Source organism: Tabrizicola sp. (assembly GCF_022842145.1).
Lineage (GTDB): Bacteria > Pseudomonadota > Alphaproteobacteria > Rhodobacterales > Rhodobacteraceae > Tabrizicola.
Map to the genome: position 1 here is coordinate 38,024 of NZ_JALHQD010000007.1, position 17,358 is coordinate 55,381.

Genomic DNA, 17,358 nt, shown 5'->3' on the forward strand with positions numbered 1-17,358 from the left:
CACAATCTAGGGTTATCGAGCGCCTTTTTTGGAAGCGGTTGGCGGCGCCCCGAACGGACGCCAAACGGCACCAGAAGGGCAAAGAAAAACCCCCGGCCTCGCGGACGGGGGTTGATCGGGATGGGAATCGCTTCCCCAGTGTCGCTTGAGACGTCTTAGAGACCGCCTTCGCGCTGAAGCTTCTTCCGCGCAAGTTTCCTTGCACGGCGCACGGCTTCGGCTTGTTCGCGTGCTTTCTTGACGGAGGGCTTCTCGAAATGTTGCTTGAGCTTCATTTCGCGAAACACGCCTTCACGCTGAAGTTTTTTCTTCAGAGCACGGAGAGCCTGTTCGACGTTGTTGTCGCGGACGCTGACCTGCATGTGGTTGTCACCACCTTCCTAAGCTAGAGTTGCACTATGATGTGCAGGCTGGGGCGCTATATCAAAGCGACACCGGCTTGTCTACCAAGAGGAGAACGCCATGTCCGAGGACCCGATCAAGGCGCGCGTGCTGGACGCGGCACTGTCGCATGTTCCGTTCGACGGCTGGTCCGAACGCACGTTGGCGGCGGCCATCGCCGAGGCTGGCGTGACACCGGCGCTTGCCCGATCACTGTTCCCGCGTGGTGGCGTGGATCTGGCCCTGGCCTATCACCAGCGTGGCGATGATCAGATGGCCGAAGCCCTTGCGTCGCGCAACCTGTCCGCGCTGCGCTTCCGTGACCGGATCGCGCTGGCGGTCCGCTTGCGCCTGGAAGGTGCCGACCGCGAACTGGTGCGGCGGGGAACGACGCTGTTCTCGCTGCCGATGCATGCGGCGGATGGCGCACGGGCCATCTGGCAGACGGCGGACCGGATCTGGACTGCCCTGGGCGACAGCTCGGAGGATCTGAACTGGTACACCAAGCGCGCCACGCTGTCCGCTGTCTATGGGGCCACGGTGCTGTACTGGCTGGGCGACGATTCGTCCGAGGCGCAGGACACCTGGAATTTCCTGGACCGCCGCATCGACCAGGTGATGCAGGTCGAGAAGCTGAAGGCCAGTTTCCGGGAAAATCCCTTCGGAAAGGCCTGGGCGGCGGGACCCGGCAAGCTTTTTGAAACCATTCGCGCGCCAAAACTGCCGGATGACCTGCCCGGCCGGACCCGCGGATAGACGAAGGACCGAAGATGACCCTGTCGCACAGCATGCTTGCCATCGAGATTTCGTCCCCCGGGGGGCCGGATGTGCTGCAACCGACCTCGGTTCCGGTGCCGGTGCCGGGCCACGGCCAGATCATCATCCGCGTCGCCTATGCCGGGGTGAACCGTCCCGACGCCCTGCAGCGGGCCGGGGCCTATGCGCCGCCGCCCTCGGCCTCGCCCCTGCCGGGGTTGGAGTGTTCGGGGACGGTGGTCGAGGTGGGGCCGGGTGTCACGCGCTGGAAGATCGGCGACCAGGTCTGCGCGCTGCTGCCGGGTGGTGGATACGCCGAGTACGTGGCGACGCCCGAGGCTCACGCCCTGCCGATCCCCAAGGGCCTGTCGCTGAAGGAAGCCGCCTGCCTGCCGGAAACCTGCTTCACGGTCTGGTCCAACGTGGTGATGCGCGGGGGCTTGCGGGGGGGTGAGCGGTTCCTGGTGCACGGCGGGACCAGCGGCATCGGCACGACGGCAATCCAGATTGCGTATGCTTTGGGCGCTCGGGTCTTCGCCACGGCGGGAAGTGACGAGAAGTGCCAGGTCTGCGTCGATCTGGGGGCAGAGGCGGCCTTCAACTACCGGGAAGCTGACTTTGTCACCGAGATGAAGGCATTCGGCGGGGCGAACCTGATCCTGGACATGGTCGGCGGACCCTACATCGAGCGGAACTTCAAGGCGCTGGCCGATGGTGGACGGCTGGTCCAGATCGCCTTTCTGCAGGGTGCCAAGGTGACGCTGAACCTGGCGGAACTGATGACGCGGCGACTTGTCCTGACCGGGTCCACGTTGCGGCCGCAGTCGGACCTGGCCAAGGCAAAGATCGCCAAAGCGGTCGAGGAAAACGTCTGGCCCATGATCGAACGCGGTGCCGTCAAAGTGGTGATGGACAGCGAATATGGTCTGCCCGACGCGCCCGCAGCACATTGGCGCATCGAATCTGGCGGTCACGTCGGAAAGATCGTGCTGAAGGTCAATCCGTAAGGAATACCTTACCTGCTTCGACGCCCCGTCGCGGGAACCGAGGCTTCACGCGCGCGTAAGCTTGACGTAAGGTAAGTCAGGTCAGGCGGGTCGGAGATTTTTGATTAGGATTTTATTCCCGGAGAAGACCCCAGCGGCTCTGGGACCCGAAGATTGCACGACAACCTTTTCCCCAAAAACCTCTCGCAGCATGCGGTTCGGATCCGGTCCCGCCGACCGCCCATCAGCGAACCGGCTCCAGGACTGCGTCCTGCAGTTGGCAGTCCCGAAGGACATCCTCGCCACAGCGGCGGAAATCAAGATCCGGCGTCAGGCAGATCCGCGCTTCCTGGATCAGCCCTTCCTTGCAGGTGATGGTGATCTGGTCGCGCGCAAGATCGGGATTGGCTTCGAGAAAGGCCGCCTCGATCACCTCTGCGGGCACCTGAAGCCGGCGGGAGACTTCGGAAAGAAAGCCCGGAACCGTGACTCGGTCATAGGCTGCACGCGCCGTGCGGAAATAGTTGGCCGCCGACAGTCCTGCGCAGCGGCCATGTTTCTTCCACTGATAGAACGCGGGACCGGCCCCGCCCATGATGTCGGCCATCGCGGCAGTTTCCGCGCGGGTCGGATCGCGCTCGGTCGTTCGACAGTAGGAGGGCCAGCCGTCCTCGTACTGCGGCCAGAGACCGTGCAGGACGAAGGTCAGTCCACGTCCGTCATCGCACTGCAGGTCGTCGCGGGCGTCGCCTTCCAGTGCGCACCAGGCCGATGACCAGGACAGCGACAGGACAAAATAGTCGAAGTCCCCGGCGCGCTCTCCCTCGGCTCTGGCAGCGCCGGACCAGCACAAAGCCGCGACGGCCAACAGGAACAGGCGCATTTTCGCTTCCCCTTCGCGCAATTCGGCCCTATACGAGCGCGTGAATTCCCCGAAATCGTGGAACTCGCGGGCCAGGCCCGCAGCCGTTTTCCCGGCACGGGACAGGTTTGTAAAGGAGAGATCCGATGTCGAAACCGCTTATGGCCAAGGCCACTGCCGTCTGGCTGGTGGACAACACGACGCTCAGCTTTGCCCAGATCGCCGATTTCTGCGGGATGCACGAGCTTGAAGTCCAGGGGATTGCCGACGGCGACGTGGCCACCGGGGTCAAGGGATTTGATCCCGTCGCGAACAACCAGCTTGACCCGGTCGAGATCACCCGCGCCCAGGCCGATCCACTGTACCGCATGAAGCTGAAGTTCAATGCCGCCGCCGTGGGCGAAGAAAAGCGCCGTGGCCCGCGGTATACGCCGCTGTCCAAGCGTCAGGACCGCCCCGCCGCAATCCTGTGGCTGGTCAAGTTCCATCCGGAACTGTCGGATGGCGCGATCGGCAAGCTGGTGGGCACCACCAAGCCGACGATCCAGTCCATCCGTGAGCGGACGCACTGGAACATCGGTTCGATCCAGCCGATCGATCCGGTGGCGCTGGGGCTGTGCAAGCAGACCGAGCTGGATACGGCCGTCCAGGCCGCTGCGCGCAAGAAGGCTGCCGACGGCGTCGTGATGTCCGATGATGAGCGGCGCAAGCTGGTGTCGACCGAGCAGTCCTTGGGCATGGCCCCGGATGCGCGCACGCCCTCCGGGCTGTCGGGTCTGGAAGTCTTTGGCGACGAGGAGAAGGATGACAGCCCGGCCTCTGATTTCTCGGACGCCGACAGTTTCTTCAACCTGCCAGCCGGCAGTCTTGACGATGACGAGGACGAGGACGAGCGTCGCCGCTGATCCAAGGCCCGCTTTTTTCATTCATGAGCCCGGTCGCATCCAGTGCGGCCGGGCTTTTTCTTTGATGCGCGGTGATTGAGTGACGGGAAGCGCCGCCCCGTTTGGCGGCCGGCACACGTTTTCAGGAGTCTGGCGATGGAACTTTCTTCAGCGACTTGAGTTTGGTCAAGGCTGGCAAGTCCCATAACCGGCAAGAGGTGTCTACACACCGAAAGTCCCCCCATGTTCGCCCGGCTGCTATTCTTTCTAAGCGCGCTTCTGATGCCGCTGCCCGCGCTGGCGCAGTCCGCCCTTTCCGGCCTGCTTGACAAGGTTTCAGCAGCGGACCTGGTCACCGGTGCCGAGGGCTTCGGTCCGGTTCGCGAGGATGTCCCGGTCGTCCCGGTCCTGAAAGGCGGCGAGACCATCGGCTGGGCCTTCATCACCAGCGATTTCGTGTCGACCACCGGCTATTCCGGTAAGCCGATCCACACGATGGTCGCCGTGGACAAGGACGCGACGATCATCGGGGTGAAGCTTGTCAAGCATTCCGAGCCCATCGTCCTGATCGGCATCCCGCAAGCCAAGATCGATGCGCTTGCCCAGGGCTACATCGGGGTCGATCTGGTGGCGGAAGCCCGGTCGGGGGGCGAATCGCACGATCTGGACATCATTTCCGGGGCGACGGTCACGGTGATGGTGATTGACGATTCCATCGTGCGTTCGGGGTTGAAGGTTGCGCGGGCGTTGGGGCTGGGCGGTTTGGCCCCGGACACGGCGCCAACCGGTCCGGCGTTTGAACTCAATCCCGATGCGACCGCTGCCCCGGACTGGATGACGCTGGAAGGTGACGGGACGCTCCGCCGTCTGTCGGTCGATGTGGGTCAGGTGAACGCGGCCTTTGCGGCGCTGGGTGATCCGCGCGCAATCGCGCGGGCGCTGACAGAACCGCCCGAAACGACCTTTATCGAGATGCAGACGGCGCTTGTTTCGCACCCCGCCATCGGCAAGGCGATCCTGGGAGAAGCAGAGGCCGACAACTTGCGCTCCTGGCTGAAACCGGGAGAGCACGCCATCGTCGTGGTGGGTCGCGGGCTCTACAGCTTCAAGGGCTCGGGCTATGTCCGGGGCGGGATATTCGACCGGATCGTGCTGATCCAGGACGATATCTCGGTCCGGTTCCGCGACAAGATGCACAAGCGGCTGGTCGGAGTGCAGGCTGAAGGTGCGCCGGGCTTCAGCGAGGCGGACTTGTTCAGGATCCCGGCGGATGTGGGTTTTGACCCGACCCGACCGTTCCGCATCCAGCTTCTGGTCCACCGTGAGGTTGGACCGATCGAAAAGCTCTTCACCACCTTCGATCTTGGCTACCAGTTGCCCGAGAAGTACCTCCGCCCGGTTGCGGTTCCGGTCGCCGCCGAAGACACCGGCGCCGCCGAAGCAGTCGCCGCGCAGGAGGAAACCGCCGCGCATCAGGCGCTGTGGCAGCGGATCTGGCGGGACAAGCAGGTGGAGATTGCGGTCACCGGCGCGATGCTTGCCGTCCTGACACTGGTCTTCTTCTTCCAGGGCTTCGCCACCCGGAACGAGCGGCATTTCTACTGGTTCCGCATGGGCTTCCTGACCGTGACGCTGGTATTTCTGGGCTGGTACGCCAACGCGCAGTTGTCGGTCGTGAACCTGATGGCGCTGTTCGGCGCGCTGACCTCGGGCTTTTCCTGGCAGGCGTTCCTTCTGGACCCGCTGACCTTCATCCTGTGGTTCAGCGTGGCGGCTGCGCTGATCTTCTGGGGCCGGGGGGCCTATTGCGGCTGGCTTTGCCCCTTTGGTGCGCTGCAAGAGCTGTCAAACCAGATCGCCCGCAAGCTTCGCGTCCCGCAGTGGACCCTGCCCTGGGGCCTGCACGAACGGCTGTGGCCGATCAAGTACATGATCTTCCTCGGGCTGTTCGGAGCAAGTCTGGTCAGCATCGAGCAGGCCGAACGGTTGGCCGAGGTCGAGCCCTTCAAGACCGCCATCATCCTGAAGTTCGTCCGCGCCTGGCCCTTCGTCGCTTATGCGGTTGCGCTTCTGGTCGCCGGTCTCTTCGTCGAGCGGTTCTACTGCCGTTACCTTTGCCCGCTGGGCGCCGGCCTCGCCATCCCGGCCCGCATCCGCATGTTCGACTGGCTGAAGCGGTACCGGGAGTGTGGCAACCCTTGCCAGACCTGCGCCATCGAATGCCCGGTTCAGGCGATCCACCCGACGGGCGAGATCAACCCGAACGAGTGCATCGACTGCCTGCACTGCCAGGTCCTGTACCGGTCGCCGGTGAAATGCCCGGTCGTCATCAAGAAACTGAAGCGGCGCGAAACGGCCGCCGCTTCTTCTCCCCGCGACCTTGCGGGTCACCCGAACCATACCAACCGCAACCTGCTGAATGAAGGGACAGATCATGTCTGAACGACCCACCTCCGGAATCTCGCGCCGCGGCCTTCTGGGAGCCACGGCGGGCGGAGCAGCCCTTGCCGGGGCCATCGGCGGCGGGCGCCTGGCGCTTGGCACCGGCGCTGGCCTTGGTGCCTTGGCGCTTGGCTCCACCGCGGCACAGGCCCAGGCCGCCAGCGAAGGCTACAACGTCCCGCCCGGCCAGTTGGACACGCATTACGGCTTCTGGTCTTCGGGCCAGACCGGCGAGATGCGCATCCTTGGCATCCCGTCGATGCGCGAATTGATGCGGGTTCCGGTCTTCAACCGCTGCTCGGCCACCGGCTGGGGCGAGACGAATGAATCGCTCCGCATCCACCAGCGCACGATGAGCGAAAAGACCAAGAAGCACCTCGCCGCCAATGGCAAGAAGGTCCACGACAACGGCGACCTTCACCACGTCCACATGTCGTTCACCGACGGCAAGTATGACGGCAAGTACCTGTTCATGAACGACAAGGCGAACACCCGCGTCGCCCGCGTGCGCTGCGACGTGATGAAGACCGACGCGATCCTGGAGATCCCGAACGCCAAGGCGATCCACGGAATGCGGCCGCAGAAGGCTCCGAACACCAAGTACGTCTTCTGCAACGGCGAGGACGAGGCGCCGCTGGTGAACGACGGCACCACGATGCAGGACGTGTCGACCTATGTGAACATCTTCACCGCGGTTGATGCCGAGGCGATGCTGCCCGCCTGGCAGGTTATGGTGTCGGGCAACCTTGACAACTGTGATGCGGATTATGAAGGGAAGTGGGCTTTCTCGACCTCCTACAACTCGGAAATGGGCATGACGCTGGCGGACATGACCGCTTCCGAGATGGACCACGTGGTCATCTTCAACATCGCGGCCATCGAAGCGGCTGTCGCGGCTGGCGAAGGGCAGGAATTGAACGGTGTCCGCGTGCTGGACGGCCGGAAGGACGCGAAAAGCCAGTTCACCCGCTACGTACCGATCGCAAACAACCCGCACGGCTGCAACATGGCACCGGACAAGAAGCACCTTTGCGTCGGGGGCAAGCTGTCGCCCACTGTTACCGTGCTGGACGTGACGAAGTTCGACACGCTCTTCGACGGCGAGGTCGATCCGCGCAGCGTCGTGGTGGCCGAACCCGAGCTTGGCCTTGGCCCGCTGCACACCGCCTTTGACGGACGCGGCAACGCCTATACGTCGCTGTTCCTGGACAGCCAGGTGGTGAAGTGGAACATCGAGGATGCGATCAAGGCCTATGCTGGTGAGGCGGTGGACCCGATCAAGGACAAGATCGACGTCCACTACCAGCCCGGTCACCTGAAGACCGTGATGGGCGAGACCTCGGAGGCGGAGAACAACTGGCTGGTCTGCCTGTGCAAGTTCTCGAAGGACCGCTTCCTGAACGTGGGTCCCCTGAAGCCCGAGAACGACCAGCTGATCGACATCTCGGGCGACAAGATGATCCTCGTCCATGACGGTCCGAACTTCGCCGAGCCGCACGATGCAATCGCGGTGGCGGCGTCGAAGCTGAACCCGCTGTCGGCCTGGAACCGGCAGGACCGGATGTGGGCCGAAACCCGCAAGCAGGCCGAGGCGGACGGGGTGAACCTGGACGACTGGCAGGACATGGTGATCCGCGACAAGGACGACCCGAAGAAGGTCCGCGTCTACATGTCCAGCCAGGCGCCAAGCTTTGCCCTGGAAAGCTTCACGGTGAAGGAAGGCGACGAGGTCACGGTGATCGTCACCAACCTGGACGACATCGACGACCTGACCCACGGCTTCACGATGGGCAACCACGGCGCGGCGATGGAAGTGGGGCCGCAGGCGACGTCCTCCATCACCTTCACGGCTGCGAATGCCGGGGTCTACTGGTACTACTGCCAGTGGTTCTGCCACGCGCTTCATATGGAAATGCGCGGCCGGATGTTCGTGGAACCGGCAGGAGCATGACCATGCTGCGTGCCCTCGCCCTCATGCTGCTTGCGACGCCCCTCTGGGCCGAGGAAGTGCATGTCCGTCCGGGCATGGGCACGCTTTCCGCAGCCATCGCCGGGGCAACCCCCGGCGATGTGCTGGTGCTGGCGGAGGGGGCCTACCTTGGCCCCGTCATCATCGACCGGCCCCTGACCTTGCAGGGCGACGGTCAAGCCACCATCGATGGGCAAGGCCAGGGGACCGTGGTCACGATTACCGGCGACGACGTGGTGCTGACCGGGCTTCACATCACCGGTTCGGGCACGGTGAACCAAGACATCGATGCGGGAGTGAAGGTCGTCAAGGGCGCCGACCGCGCGCGGATCGAGGGCAACCGGCTGACCGCCAACATGCACGGCATCGACGTGCATGGCGGGCTGGACACTCAAGTTTTGCGCAACGTGATCGAGGGCCGCCGGAACCAGCGGATGAATGAACGCGGCAACGGAATCTATGTCTGGAACAGCCCCGGCACCGTGGTCGAGGGCAACTCGGTCCGCTGGGGCCGCGACGGGATCTTCTCGAACGCGTCGAAGAAGGGAACCTACCGGGACAACCTGTTTCGCGATCTGCGCTTCGCGGTGCATTACATGTACACCCACGACTCCACCGTCTCGGGCAACATCTCGATTGGCAATCACCTTGGCTTTGCGATCATGTTCAGCGACCGGGTGGTGCTGACCAACAACCTTTCGCTCGGCGACCGTGAACATGGGGTGATGCTGAACTTCGCCAACGGGGCGGATGTGGCGGGAAATCTGGTGCGCGGCGGCACCAAGAAGTGCCTCTTCATCTACAACGCCCACAAGAACCTGATCGCGAACAACCGCTTCGAAGGCTGCGGCATCGGCATCCACTTCACCGCCGGGTCGGAACGCAACATGCTGACCGGCAATGCGTTTCTGGGCAATCAGGAGCAGGTCAAATACGTCGGCACCCGCTTCATGGAGTGGAGCTTCGAGGGAAAGGGCAACTTCTGGTCCGACCATCCCGCCTTTGATCTGAACGGCGACGGCATCGCCGACGGGGTCTACCGCCCGAACGACCTGATGGACCACATCCTCTGGTCGCAACCCGCCGCGAGCCTTCTGACCGGCTCGCCTGCCGTGCAGCTGGTGCGCTGGTCGCAATCCTCGTTCCCGGCGATCCTGCCGGGGGGCGTGACCGACAGCCATCCCATGATGCAACCCATTTCCATTCCCGTCCCCACCGACATTGCGGCTTTCGAGGCCGAGGTCGCCGGACGTTGGACACAAGGCCAATTCGATGACATCGACCCTGACGATCTCGGCTCTCACTAAGCGCTTCGGCGAGGTCGCAGCGCTGACCGGCGTCAGCCTGTCCGTCGCACCGGGTGAACGCGTGGCGCTTCTCGGCCACAACGGCGCGGGGAAATCCACGCTGATGAAGATCATTCTCGGCCTGATCCCCGCCACAAGCGGTGAGGTCACGATCTGCGACGCGGCCCCCGGATCGCAGGCGGCCCGCCGCGCGGTGGCCTATCTGCCGGAGAACGCCGCCTTCCACCCCGCGCTGACGGGGCTGGAGCAGATCAAGCACTACCTCGCGCTGCGAGGTGAGGCCTCGACGCTGGCGATGCCGCTTCTGGAGAAAGTCGGCCTTGGCCAAGCCGCCCGCCGCCGCATCGGCACCTATTCCAAGGGCATGCGCCAGCGTGTCGGCCTAGCGCAGGCGCTGATCGGCCACCCGCTCCTGCTGGTCCTGGACGAGCCGACCTCTGGCCTTGATCCGGTTTCCCGGCGTGAGTTCTACGCGCTCCTTGACGACCTCGCCGCCCACGGCGCGTCGATCCTGCTGTCGTCCCATGCCCTGACGGAAGTCGAGGCGCGGACCGACCGCATCGTCATCCTCTCCCGCGGTCAACTGGTGGCCGAAGGCTCGCTTCCCGACCTGCGCCGCCGCGCCGACCTTCCGGTGACACTGCATGTCACGGCGCGGAACGGCTATGCCTCGGACATCGCCCGCGCCCTGCCCGGAGCGATCCTGGTGGACGGGGGCCTGACGCTGACCTGCACGCAATCCGACAAGCTGGAAACCCTGGGTCGCATCACCGGCCTTGGCACCAAGGTTTCGGACATCGAGGTGCTGCCGCCAAGTCTGGAAGACCTCTACTCCCACTTCAGCCAGGGAGCCGGGCAATGATCCGCATCCTTTCCACCGCCCGCATCGAGTTCCGCATTGCGTTGCGCAACCGCTGGGTCGCCATCGCGATGGTCCTGATGGCGGTCTTTTCGCTGGTCCTGTCGCTGGCCGGGTCCGCCCCCACGGGCGGGCTGGGGGTGGACCGCCTGTCGGTCACTGTCGCGTCGCTCACCTCGCTGTCGGTCTATCTGATCCCGCTTCTCGCGCTTCTGATGAGCTTCGACGCCATCGCCGGTGAGACGGAGCGGGGGACGCTGTCGCTTCTCCTCGCCTACCCGATCGCGCGGTGGGAAATCCTGCTGGGCAAGCTTGTGGCCCATCTCGCGATCCTGACGCTGGCGGTCCTGCTGGGTCACGGTCTTGCTGCCGGGGTGGCGATCTGGTCCGACCAGACCTCGCTGGCCGGGCTTCCGTCCCTGTTCCGTCTATCCTGGTCCTCGGTCCTGCTAGGAGCCACTTTTCTTGGCGCAGGCTATGCGCTGTCGTCCCTGTCGCGGCGTCCCTCCGGAGCGGCGGGGCTTGCCATCGGTCTCTGGCTGGGCCTTGTCGTCCTGTACGATCTGGCACTTCTGGCGGCTATCGTCGCCGACAACGGCGGGTGGTTCACCACTGACGCCTTCCCGGTCGCCCTTCTTGCCAATCCTGCCGACGCGTTCCGGCTGTTCAACCTGACCGCCTCTGGTGCCACCGCAGCCGCCGCAGGCGTTGGCGGGGCGGCTGACGCCATCCCGATTTGGCAATCGCTTGCCTCGGTCCTTCTCTGGCCACTTGCTGCCTTGGCGCTTGCCGCCGCCGCCTTCCGAAAGGTCACCCCATGAAACGCACCCTGTTGTTCGCCCTGATGCTGGCCGGCTGCCAGGAAGACGTCACCCAGAACACCGACCCGGTGCCGCTGACGGCCGAAACGCTGGGCCATTTCTGCCAGATGAACCTTCTTGAACACGAAGGCCCGAAGGGTCAGGTCCACCTCGACGGCCTGCCGGGAGCGCCGCTGTTCTTCAGCCAGGTCAGCGACCTTGTGACTTATCTGCGCCTGCCCGAGCAGAGCAATCCGGTGCTGGCAATCTATGTCAGCGACATGGGCGCCGGCGGCGCGACCTGGGCCGAACCTGGGGCGGCGAACTGGATCGATGCGCAGACGGCCACCTATGTCGTCGGATCGGACGCCATTGGCGGCATGGGAGCCCCGGAGCTGGTTCCCTTTGCAGATGCAGTCAAGGCGGAGGCTTTCGCCGCCCTGCATGGCGGCACGCTGGTGGGATTGGAGGCGATCCCCGACCCTGCGCTCTCCACGGTCGATGCTGCCGAACCCGAGGGCGAGGACGACTATGCGCGCCGCCTGAAATCCCTGTCGGAAGGCTGAGCCATGTTGACCCGCCGCCGCTTCATCGCCATCTCGGCCGCACTGGCCCCGTCGATGACACTGGCCCCGATGACACTGGCCCGCACTCCGGATCTGCACATCGAAACCGGTACCGCGCTTGGGGCGAAGATCACTTTGCGGCTTCAGCATCCGGACGCGGCGCGGCTTGCGGCGCAGGCGATGGACGAGATCCGCAGACTGGAGAAGATCTTCTCGCTTTACCTGCCCGACTCGGCGCTGGCCCGGCTGAACAGGGACGGTCAGCTTCTGGCCCCTCCGTTCGAGCTGCTGGAATGCCTGGCTATTGCGGGTGCAGTCCATTTCGCGAGCGATGGGCATTTCGACCCCACGGTCCAGCCCCTGTGGCGGGTGGAGGCGCAGGCCCGCCTGACGGGAACGCTGCTGTCCGACGAGGACCGCGCCGCCGCCCGTTCGCTGATCGACTGGGCTGCAGTGAATTATACGCCGGACGCCATCACCCTGCGCCCTGGAATGGCACTGACGCTGAACGGGATCGCGCAAGGCTATATCGCGGACCGGGTGGCCGAATTTCTGGCTGGGCACGGCCTGACCCACGCGCTGATCGACACAGGCGAGCTGTTTGCCCTGCCGGAAGGAAGCTGGCCGGTGGAGTTGGCGTCCGGGGGCAGTGTGCCGCTGCGGAACCGCGCGCTGGCGACATCCGCCCCGCTGGGAATGACCTTCGGAGGCGACGGGCAGACCAGTCATATCCTTGATCCGCTGACCGGACGTCCGGTCAATATCCGCTGGCGGTTGATCAGCATCTCGGCCCCATCGGCAGCCCTGGCCGATGCTGTTTCGACGGCGGGATGCGTGGCGCGCGACCTGGAGGATCTTGCTGCCCTATGTGATCGGATCAGCGGCGCCCGGATCGAGGCGGCGGTCCCAGCCTGAGGTCCGGCACAGGGTAACGCCCGCAGCTTGCATGTTGCGGACCGCATCCTTGGTTTTCCGACCAGGAAATAGGCGAAGCTGCGCAATGTGATGAACAAGCAGGCAGGCGGCGTCCCTTTCCACCCTGCTTCCGGCCAAGTCGTTGCACGCCGGGGACGCTGGTGGTCTTGGAAGCGGATGACCCGGCGACTATCCATCATCGTCGTTGAGAAGGACCGCGACCGGGCGCTCATGATCGTCGACGGCCTGCGCGAGGCGGGAGACCACCAGGTCCTGGTGATCGCCGATGAACTGGGCCTTGCGCGACGGATATCGGAAAGCAATCCCGACCTTGTCCTGATCGATGCCGGCAACCCCTCACGCGACGCGATCGAGGAACTGACGCTTGCCAGTGCGCCGATGCAGCGTCCGGTTGCGATGTTCGTCGACGAAAGCGATGGCGCGCTGACCCAGGCGGCAATCGAAGCCGGTGTGTCGGCCTATGTCGTCGCTGGCCTGTCGGCCAACCGGATCAAGCCGGTCATCGACGCCGCCATCGCACGCTTCCATCTGATGCAGAAGATGCGGGTGGAACTGGCCGAGACCCGCCGCGCGCTGGAAGAGCGCAAGGTGATCGACCGGGCCAAGGGCATCGTCATGCGCGCGAAAGGGATCGGCGAGGACGAGGCCTATGCGCTGATGCGAAAGGCCGCGATGGATCAGGGCAAGAAGCTGGCCGAGGTAGCGCAGGCGCTGGTCACGGCGGCGGAGCTGCTGAAATGACCGTGGCTTTGCGTCTGGGCTTCGTGCCGCTGGTCGATGCCGCCCCGCTGATCGTTGCCGAGGCGATGGGCTTTGCCGAGGAAGAAGGGCTGGCGCTGGACCTGGTTGCAGCGCCAAGCTGGTCCACCTTGCGCGATCTTCTGGCGGTGGGGCAGGTGGCGGCAGCGCAGATGCTCGCCCCGGTGCCGGTGGCCCTGGCCCTGGGTCTAGGCGGTACGGCGCGGTTCGAGGTGCTGTCGGTCCTGAACCTGAACGGCAACGCCGTGGGCGTGTCCACCGCAGTGGCCGCACGGATGCAGGGGCATGACTTCATGCTGTCGGATGCGCGGGCGGCAGGCTTGGCGCTGCTGGAGGCCGCAGGTCAGGGGCTGCGGATCGGGGTTCCTTTCGCCTTTTCGATGCATAACGAGTTGGTGCGTTACTGGCTGGAGGGACTGGGGCATGGCCTGCCCAAGGGGCTGGAGATCGTGACCGTGCCGCCTCCGCTGATGGCGGATGCGCTGGCAGCGGGCGAGATCGACGCCTTCTGCGTGGGCGAGCCGAGAGGCTCGGTCGCCGTGGAACGCGGGGCCGGGGTCCTTTTGCTGCCGACCAGTGCGATCTGGGCGGCGGCACCGGAAAAGGTGCTGGCGGTCCGGGAAGGATGGGCCGAGGCCGACCCTGCGCTGGCCGGACGGCTGATCCGGGCGATCTGGCGGGCCGGCCGTTGGCTGGGTCGCGAAGCAAACCTGACCGTGGCAGCCGAGGTTCTGGCGACGCGGCTTGGCGTATCGGCTGAACTGGTCGAGCGCGGTCTGACCGGGCGACTGCTGATCGCTTCGGACGGGGCGGAACGGCTGGTGCCGGGGTTCCTGCGCTTTGACGACGGGGCGGCCGGCTTTCCCTGGCGCAGTCAGGCGGCCTGGATCGGGGCGCGGCTGGCGCGTCGGCATGGGCTCGACGCGACGCAGGCGCAGACCGCCGCAGCGGCGGTTTTCCGCAGCGACCTTTACCGGCTGCACCTGGGCCTCGCAGGTGCTGACCTTCCGGCGGCCAGCGCCAAGGTCGAGGGGTCGCTGGTGCAGCCGACGCCGGTCGCTTCCTCTCGCGGGAAGCTGATTCTGCCGCCGGACCAGTTTTACGATGCCCAAGTCTTCGACCCGGGACTTGCCGGATGATGAATTCTTAGGCGCTGCACTGCAGCATCGGTAAATTCCATAACCTAGGCCAACTTTGCCGCGCCTTGCTCGTTGACGCGGCGATGCAGCATGGCATCCTGACCTCAAGCGCCGAGGCAACGAGGTCTCAACCGCGCCATCCCACCACATCGGGAAAGCCGAGCAATGCCGCTTGGGTCCATCGTCATCATGACGAAGGGTCTGGCGGCTTTTTCCATTTCAACGCCCGTCTCGGGCCACGAGGAACCAAGCCATGACACGCATTTCCGCGCTTCTGCTCTCGACCGCCCTTGCGATGCCCGCCTTTGCCCAAACCTCGGGCATCGAGAAGGAAGAACTGACGCTGGGTTTCATCAAGCTGACCGACATGGCCCCGCTGGCGATTGCCAAGGAGAAGGGGTTTTTCGAGGACGAGGGCCTGTCGGTGACCTTGGTGGCACAGTCGAACTGGAAGGTGCTGCTGGACGGCGTCGTCTCGGGCGAGCTGGACGGCGCGCATATGCTGGCGGGGCAACCGATTGCGGCCAGCATCGGCTATGGCACCAAGGCCGCGCTGGTGACGCCGTTCTCGATGGATCTGAACGGCAATGCGATCACCGTGTCGAACGCGGTCTGGGAGGAGATGAAGGCCAATGTGCCAATGGAGGGTGGCAAGCCTGTCCATCCGATCAAGGCCGATGCGCTGAAGCCGGTGATCGAGGCCTATGCCGATGCGGGCACTCCGTTCAATCTGGGGATGGTGTTCCCCGTATCGACGCATAACTACGAGCTGCGCTACTGGCTGGCGGCGGGCGGGATCAATCCCGGGCTTTACTCTCCGGATGACGTATCCGGGCAGATCGGGGGCGAGGTCCTGATCAGCGTGACGCCGCCGCCGCAGATGCCCGCCACGCTGGAGGCCGGGACGATCCTTGGCTACGCGGTGGGCGAGCCGTGGAATCAGGCGGCCGTGGCGAAGGGGATCGGCGTGCCGGTCATCACGGATGCCGAAATCTGGAGGAACAACCCCGAGAAGGTGTTCGGCCTGACCGCCGAGTTCGTGGAAGCGAACCCGCAGACGGTGCTGGCGCTGACCAAGGCGCTGATCCGCGCGGCGATGTGGCTGGACGAGGGCGACAACGTCAACCGGGCCGAAGCGGTCGAGATTCTGGCGCGGTCGGAATACGTCGGCGCCGATGCGGCGGTGATCGCCAACAGCATGACCGGCACCTTCGAGTTCGAGCCCGGCGACAAACGCCCGGCACCGGATTTCAACGTCTTCTTCCGCTACAATGCGACCTTCCCCTACTATTCCGATGCGGTCTGGACCCTCACCCAGATGCGCCGCTGGGGTCAGATCAGCGAAGCCAAGCCGGACGCCTGGTACGACGAGACGGCAAAATCGGTCTACAAGCCCGAGATCTACAAGCTGGCCGCCGAAGCGCTGGTTGCCGACGGCCACGCGACCACGGAGATGTTCGACTTCGACGCCGACGGCTACCGCGAGCCCACGGCAGAGTTCATCGACGGGGTGTCCTATGACGGTAAGGCCCCCAACGGCTATATCGACAGCCTGATGATCGGGTTGAAGGGCGACCAGACGGTCGTCGGCGGCGCAGTGACGAACTGAGGGGGCCGCCATGACCATGCTTGACCCCGCCGCCCTGCCCGAAGAGCCCACTGCACTGCAGGCAGACCGGCTGGCGCGGCTGTCCACTCTGATCTCGCGTTGCGACCCCTGGTTCAAGGTGCTGGGACTGGCCTGGCTGACGCCTCTGTGGCGGATGCTGGCGGGTGAGAACCCGAAGGGCCAGATCAAGGACCTTTGGCGGCTGGCGCTGGTGCCGCTACTGGCGATCCTGGCCTTTCTGGCGCTCTGGGCCTGGGCCGCCCCGAAAGTCCAGACCTCGCTTGGTGCGATCCCCGGCCCCGTCCAAGTCTGGGAGCAGGCGGGTGTCCTGCACGCCGATGCGCTGGCCGAGCGTGACAAGGAGGCGGCCTTCTATGCCAAGCAGTCCGAGAAGAACGCAGCACTGGTGGCAGAAGGCAAGGCGGATGAGGCGAAGGACCGGCCCTATACCGGCAAGCCGACCTATTACGACCAGATCTTCACGTCGATCCAGACGGTGTTCTTCGGCTTTCTGCTGGCGACGCTGGTGGCGGTGCCTTTGGGGATCGTCTCGGGCATGTCGGCGACGGCGAATGCCGCGATCAACCCCCTGGTGCAGATCTTCAAGCCGGTGTCGCCCTTGGCCTGGCTGCCCATCGTAACGATGGTCGTCTCGGCGGTCTATGCCGGGGACGGCGGCATGTCGAAAAGCTTTGTCATCTCGGCGGTGACGGTGACCTTGTGCTCGCTGTGGCCGACGCTGATCAACACCGCCCTCGGGGTGGCGTCGATTGACAAGGATCTGGTGAACGTCGGACGGGTGCTGAAGCTTTCGACCTGGACGAAGGTGACGCGGCTGGTGTTGCCGTCGGCCCTACCGCTGATCTTCACCGGGCTGCGGCTGTCGCTGGGCGTGGGCTGGATGGTCCTGATCGCCGCAGAGATGCTGGCGCAGAACCCGGGACTGGGGAAGTTCGTCTGGGACGAGTTCCAGAACGGCTCGGAACAGTCCCTGGCGCGGATCATGGTGGCGGTGCTGACCATCGGGATCATCGGCTTCCTTCTGGACCGGGTGATGTTCGCCCTGCAGCAGGCCTTTACCTTCAGCGGAAAGCGGTGACGTC

Annotated in this window: 16 protein-coding genes; 14 read left to right on the top strand and 2 right to left on the bottom strand. The window is 64.8% G+C overall.

From position 1 onward, the window contains the following. Positions 1 to 155: 155 nt before the first annotated feature. Positions 156 to 362, bottom strand: a complete 207-nt coding sequence (rpsU, locus tag Q0C42_RS15700; protein WP_008027119.1) for a 30S ribosomal protein S21 — start codon at positions 360 to 362, stop codon at positions 156 to 158. A 100-nt stretch (positions 363 to 462) separates the two neighbouring features. On the opposite strand from rpsU, the gene Q0C42_RS15705 reads away from it, so the two are divergent. Both Q0C42_RS15705 and Q0C42_RS15710 read left to right on the top strand, forming a co-directional pair. Further along, positions 463 to 1,137 (top strand): COQ9 family protein, encoded by a 675-nt coding sequence (locus Q0C42_RS15705; protein ID WP_295077906.1) that lies wholly within the window; start codon positions 463 to 465, stop codon positions 1,135 to 1,137. A 14-nt stretch (positions 1,138 to 1,151) separates the two neighbouring features. Continuing rightward, complete coding sequence (locus Q0C42_RS15710) at positions 1,152 to 2,144, top strand: NAD(P)H-quinone oxidoreductase (RefSeq protein ID WP_295077908.1); 993 nt, start codon at positions 1,152 to 1,154, stop codon at positions 2,142 to 2,144. A 223-nt stretch (positions 2,145 to 2,367) separates the two neighbouring features. On the opposite strand, the gene Q0C42_RS15715 is transcribed toward Q0C42_RS15710, so the two are convergent. Continuing rightward, entirely contained in the window at positions 2,368 to 3,006 is a 639-nt protein-coding gene (locus Q0C42_RS15715; protein WP_295077911.1) for a ribonuclease T2, read from the bottom strand. A 125-nt stretch (positions 3,007 to 3,131) separates the two neighbouring features. Here Q0C42_RS15715 and Q0C42_RS15720 point away from each other — a divergent pair, with 125 nt between their 5' ends. From Q0C42_RS15720 to Q0C42_RS15775, 12 genes are all read left to right on the top strand, one after another. Further along, complete coding sequence (locus tag Q0C42_RS15720) at positions 3,132 to 3,890, top strand: DUF1013 domain-containing protein (RefSeq protein ID WP_295077914.1); 759 nt, start codon at positions 3,132 to 3,134, stop codon at positions 3,888 to 3,890. A gap of 222 nt (positions 3,891 to 4,112) precedes the next feature. Continuing rightward, positions 4,113 to 6,311, top strand: coding sequence for a NosR/NirI family protein (locus Q0C42_RS15725; protein WP_295077917.1), 2,199 nt, complete (start codon positions 4,113 to 4,115; stop codon positions 6,309 to 6,311). Next, the gene (gene nosZ, locus Q0C42_RS15730) at positions 6,304 to 8,262 is read left to right on the top strand and encodes a TAT-dependent nitrous-oxide reductase (protein ID WP_295077920.1); all 1,959 of its coding nucleotides are present in this window, start codon (positions 6,304 to 6,306) and stop codon (positions 8,260 to 8,262) included. Before Q0C42_RS15725 ends, nosZ begins: the two co-directional genes overlap by 8 nt. Next, complete coding sequence (locus Q0C42_RS15735) at positions 8,259 to 9,587, top strand: nitrous oxide reductase family maturation protein NosD (protein ID WP_295077923.1); 1,329 nt, start codon at positions 8,259 to 8,261, stop codon at positions 9,585 to 9,587. The genes nosZ and Q0C42_RS15735 overlap by 4 nt, the downstream gene beginning before the upstream one ends. Further along, positions 9,553 to 10,449, top strand: a complete 897-nt coding sequence (locus Q0C42_RS15740) for an ABC transporter ATP-binding protein (RefSeq protein ID WP_295077926.1) — start codon at positions 9,553 to 9,555, stop codon at positions 10,447 to 10,449. The genes Q0C42_RS15735 and Q0C42_RS15740 overlap by 35 nt, the downstream gene beginning before the upstream one ends. After that, positions 10,446 to 11,267 carry an ABC transporter permease subunit gene (locus tag Q0C42_RS15745; RefSeq protein ID WP_295077929.1) on the top strand — a complete coding sequence of 274 codons (822 nt, stop codon included), beginning with the start codon at positions 10,446 to 10,448 and terminating at the stop codon, positions 11,265 to 11,267. Before Q0C42_RS15740 ends, Q0C42_RS15745 begins: the two co-directional genes overlap by 4 nt. Continuing rightward, a complete protein-coding gene (locus Q0C42_RS15750; RefSeq protein WP_295077931.1) occupies positions 11,264 to 11,812 on the top strand; it encodes a nitrous oxide reductase accessory protein NosL in 549 nt (182 codons plus the stop codon). The genes Q0C42_RS15745 and Q0C42_RS15750 overlap by 4 nt, the downstream gene beginning before the upstream one ends. A gap of 3 nt (positions 11,813 to 11,815) precedes the next feature. Further along, entirely contained in the window at positions 11,816 to 12,727 is a 912-nt protein-coding gene (locus Q0C42_RS15755) for an FAD:protein FMN transferase (protein ID WP_295077934.1), read from the top strand. Between the two features lie 177 nt (positions 12,728 to 12,904). Beyond that, on the top strand, positions 12,905 to 13,489 hold the full coding sequence (locus Q0C42_RS15760) for an ANTAR domain-containing response regulator (RefSeq protein ID WP_295077937.1): 585 nt from the start codon (positions 12,905 to 12,907) through the stop codon (positions 13,487 to 13,489). Further along, entirely contained in the window at positions 13,486 to 14,646 is a 1,161-nt protein-coding gene (locus tag Q0C42_RS15765; RefSeq protein ID WP_295077940.1) for an ABC transporter substrate-binding protein, read from the top strand. The genes Q0C42_RS15760 and Q0C42_RS15765 overlap by 4 nt, the downstream gene beginning before the upstream one ends. A 253-nt stretch (positions 14,647 to 14,899) precedes the next feature. Next, a complete protein-coding gene (locus Q0C42_RS15770; RefSeq protein ID WP_295077943.1) occupies positions 14,900 to 16,255 on the top strand; it encodes a CmpA/NrtA family ABC transporter substrate-binding protein in 1,356 nt (451 codons plus the stop codon). A gap of 10 nt (positions 16,256 to 16,265) precedes the next feature. Next, positions 16,266 to 17,354 carry an ABC transporter permease gene (locus Q0C42_RS15775; RefSeq protein WP_295077946.1) on the top strand — a complete coding sequence of 363 codons (1,089 nt, stop codon included), beginning with the start codon at positions 16,266 to 16,268 and terminating at the stop codon, positions 17,352 to 17,354. Positions 17,355 to 17,358 lie beyond the last annotated feature (4 nt).

Coding starts and splice junctions, on each gene's coding strand:
- Q0C42_RS15735 (WP_295077923.1), top strand. CDS start 8,259: ATGACCATGCTGCGTGCCCTCGCCCTCATGCTGCTTGCGACGCCCCTC.
- Q0C42_RS15720 (WP_295077914.1), top strand. CDS start 3,132: ATGTCGAAACCGCTTATGGCCAAGGCCACTGCCGTCTGGCTGGTGGAC.
- Q0C42_RS15715 (WP_295077911.1), bottom strand. CDS start 3,006: ATGCGCCTGTTCCTGTTGGCCGTCGCGGCTTTGTGCTGGTCCGGCGCT.
- Q0C42_RS15750 (WP_295077931.1), top strand. CDS start 11,264: ATGAAACGCACCCTGTTGTTCGCCCTGATGCTGGCCGGCTGCCAGGAA.
- rpsU (WP_008027119.1), bottom strand. CDS start 362: ATGCAGGTCAGCGTCCGCGACAACAACGTCGAACAGGCTCTCCGTGCT.
- Q0C42_RS15760 (WP_295077937.1), top strand. CDS start 12,905: ATGACCCGGCGACTATCCATCATCGTCGTTGAGAAGGACCGCGACCGG.
- Q0C42_RS15740 (WP_295077926.1), top strand. CDS start 9,553: ATGACATCGACCCTGACGATCTCGGCTCTCACTAAGCGCTTCGGCGAG.
- Q0C42_RS15775 (WP_295077946.1), top strand. CDS start 16,266: ATGACCATGCTTGACCCCGCCGCCCTGCCCGAAGAGCCCACTGCACTG.
- Q0C42_RS15745 (WP_295077929.1), top strand. CDS start 10,446: ATGATCCGCATCCTTTCCACCGCCCGCATCGAGTTCCGCATTGCGTTG.
- nosZ (WP_295077920.1), top strand. CDS start 6,304: ATGTCTGAACGACCCACCTCCGGAATCTCGCGCCGCGGCCTTCTGGGA.
- Q0C42_RS15710 (WP_295077908.1), top strand. CDS start 1,152: ATGACCCTGTCGCACAGCATGCTTGCCATCGAGATTTCGTCCCCCGGG.
- Q0C42_RS15705 (WP_295077906.1), top strand. CDS start 463: ATGTCCGAGGACCCGATCAAGGCGCGCGTGCTGGACGCGGCACTGTCG.
- Q0C42_RS15765 (WP_295077940.1), top strand. CDS start 13,486: ATGACCGTGGCTTTGCGTCTGGGCTTCGTGCCGCTGGTCGATGCCGCC.
- Q0C42_RS15770 (WP_295077943.1), top strand. CDS start 14,900: ATGACACGCATTTCCGCGCTTCTGCTCTCGACCGCCCTTGCGATGCCC.
- Q0C42_RS15755 (WP_295077934.1), top strand. CDS start 11,816: ATGTTGACCCGCCGCCGCTTCATCGCCATCTCGGCCGCACTGGCCCCG.
- Q0C42_RS15725 (WP_295077917.1), top strand. CDS start 4,113: ATGTTCGCCCGGCTGCTATTCTTTCTAAGCGCGCTTCTGATGCCGCTG.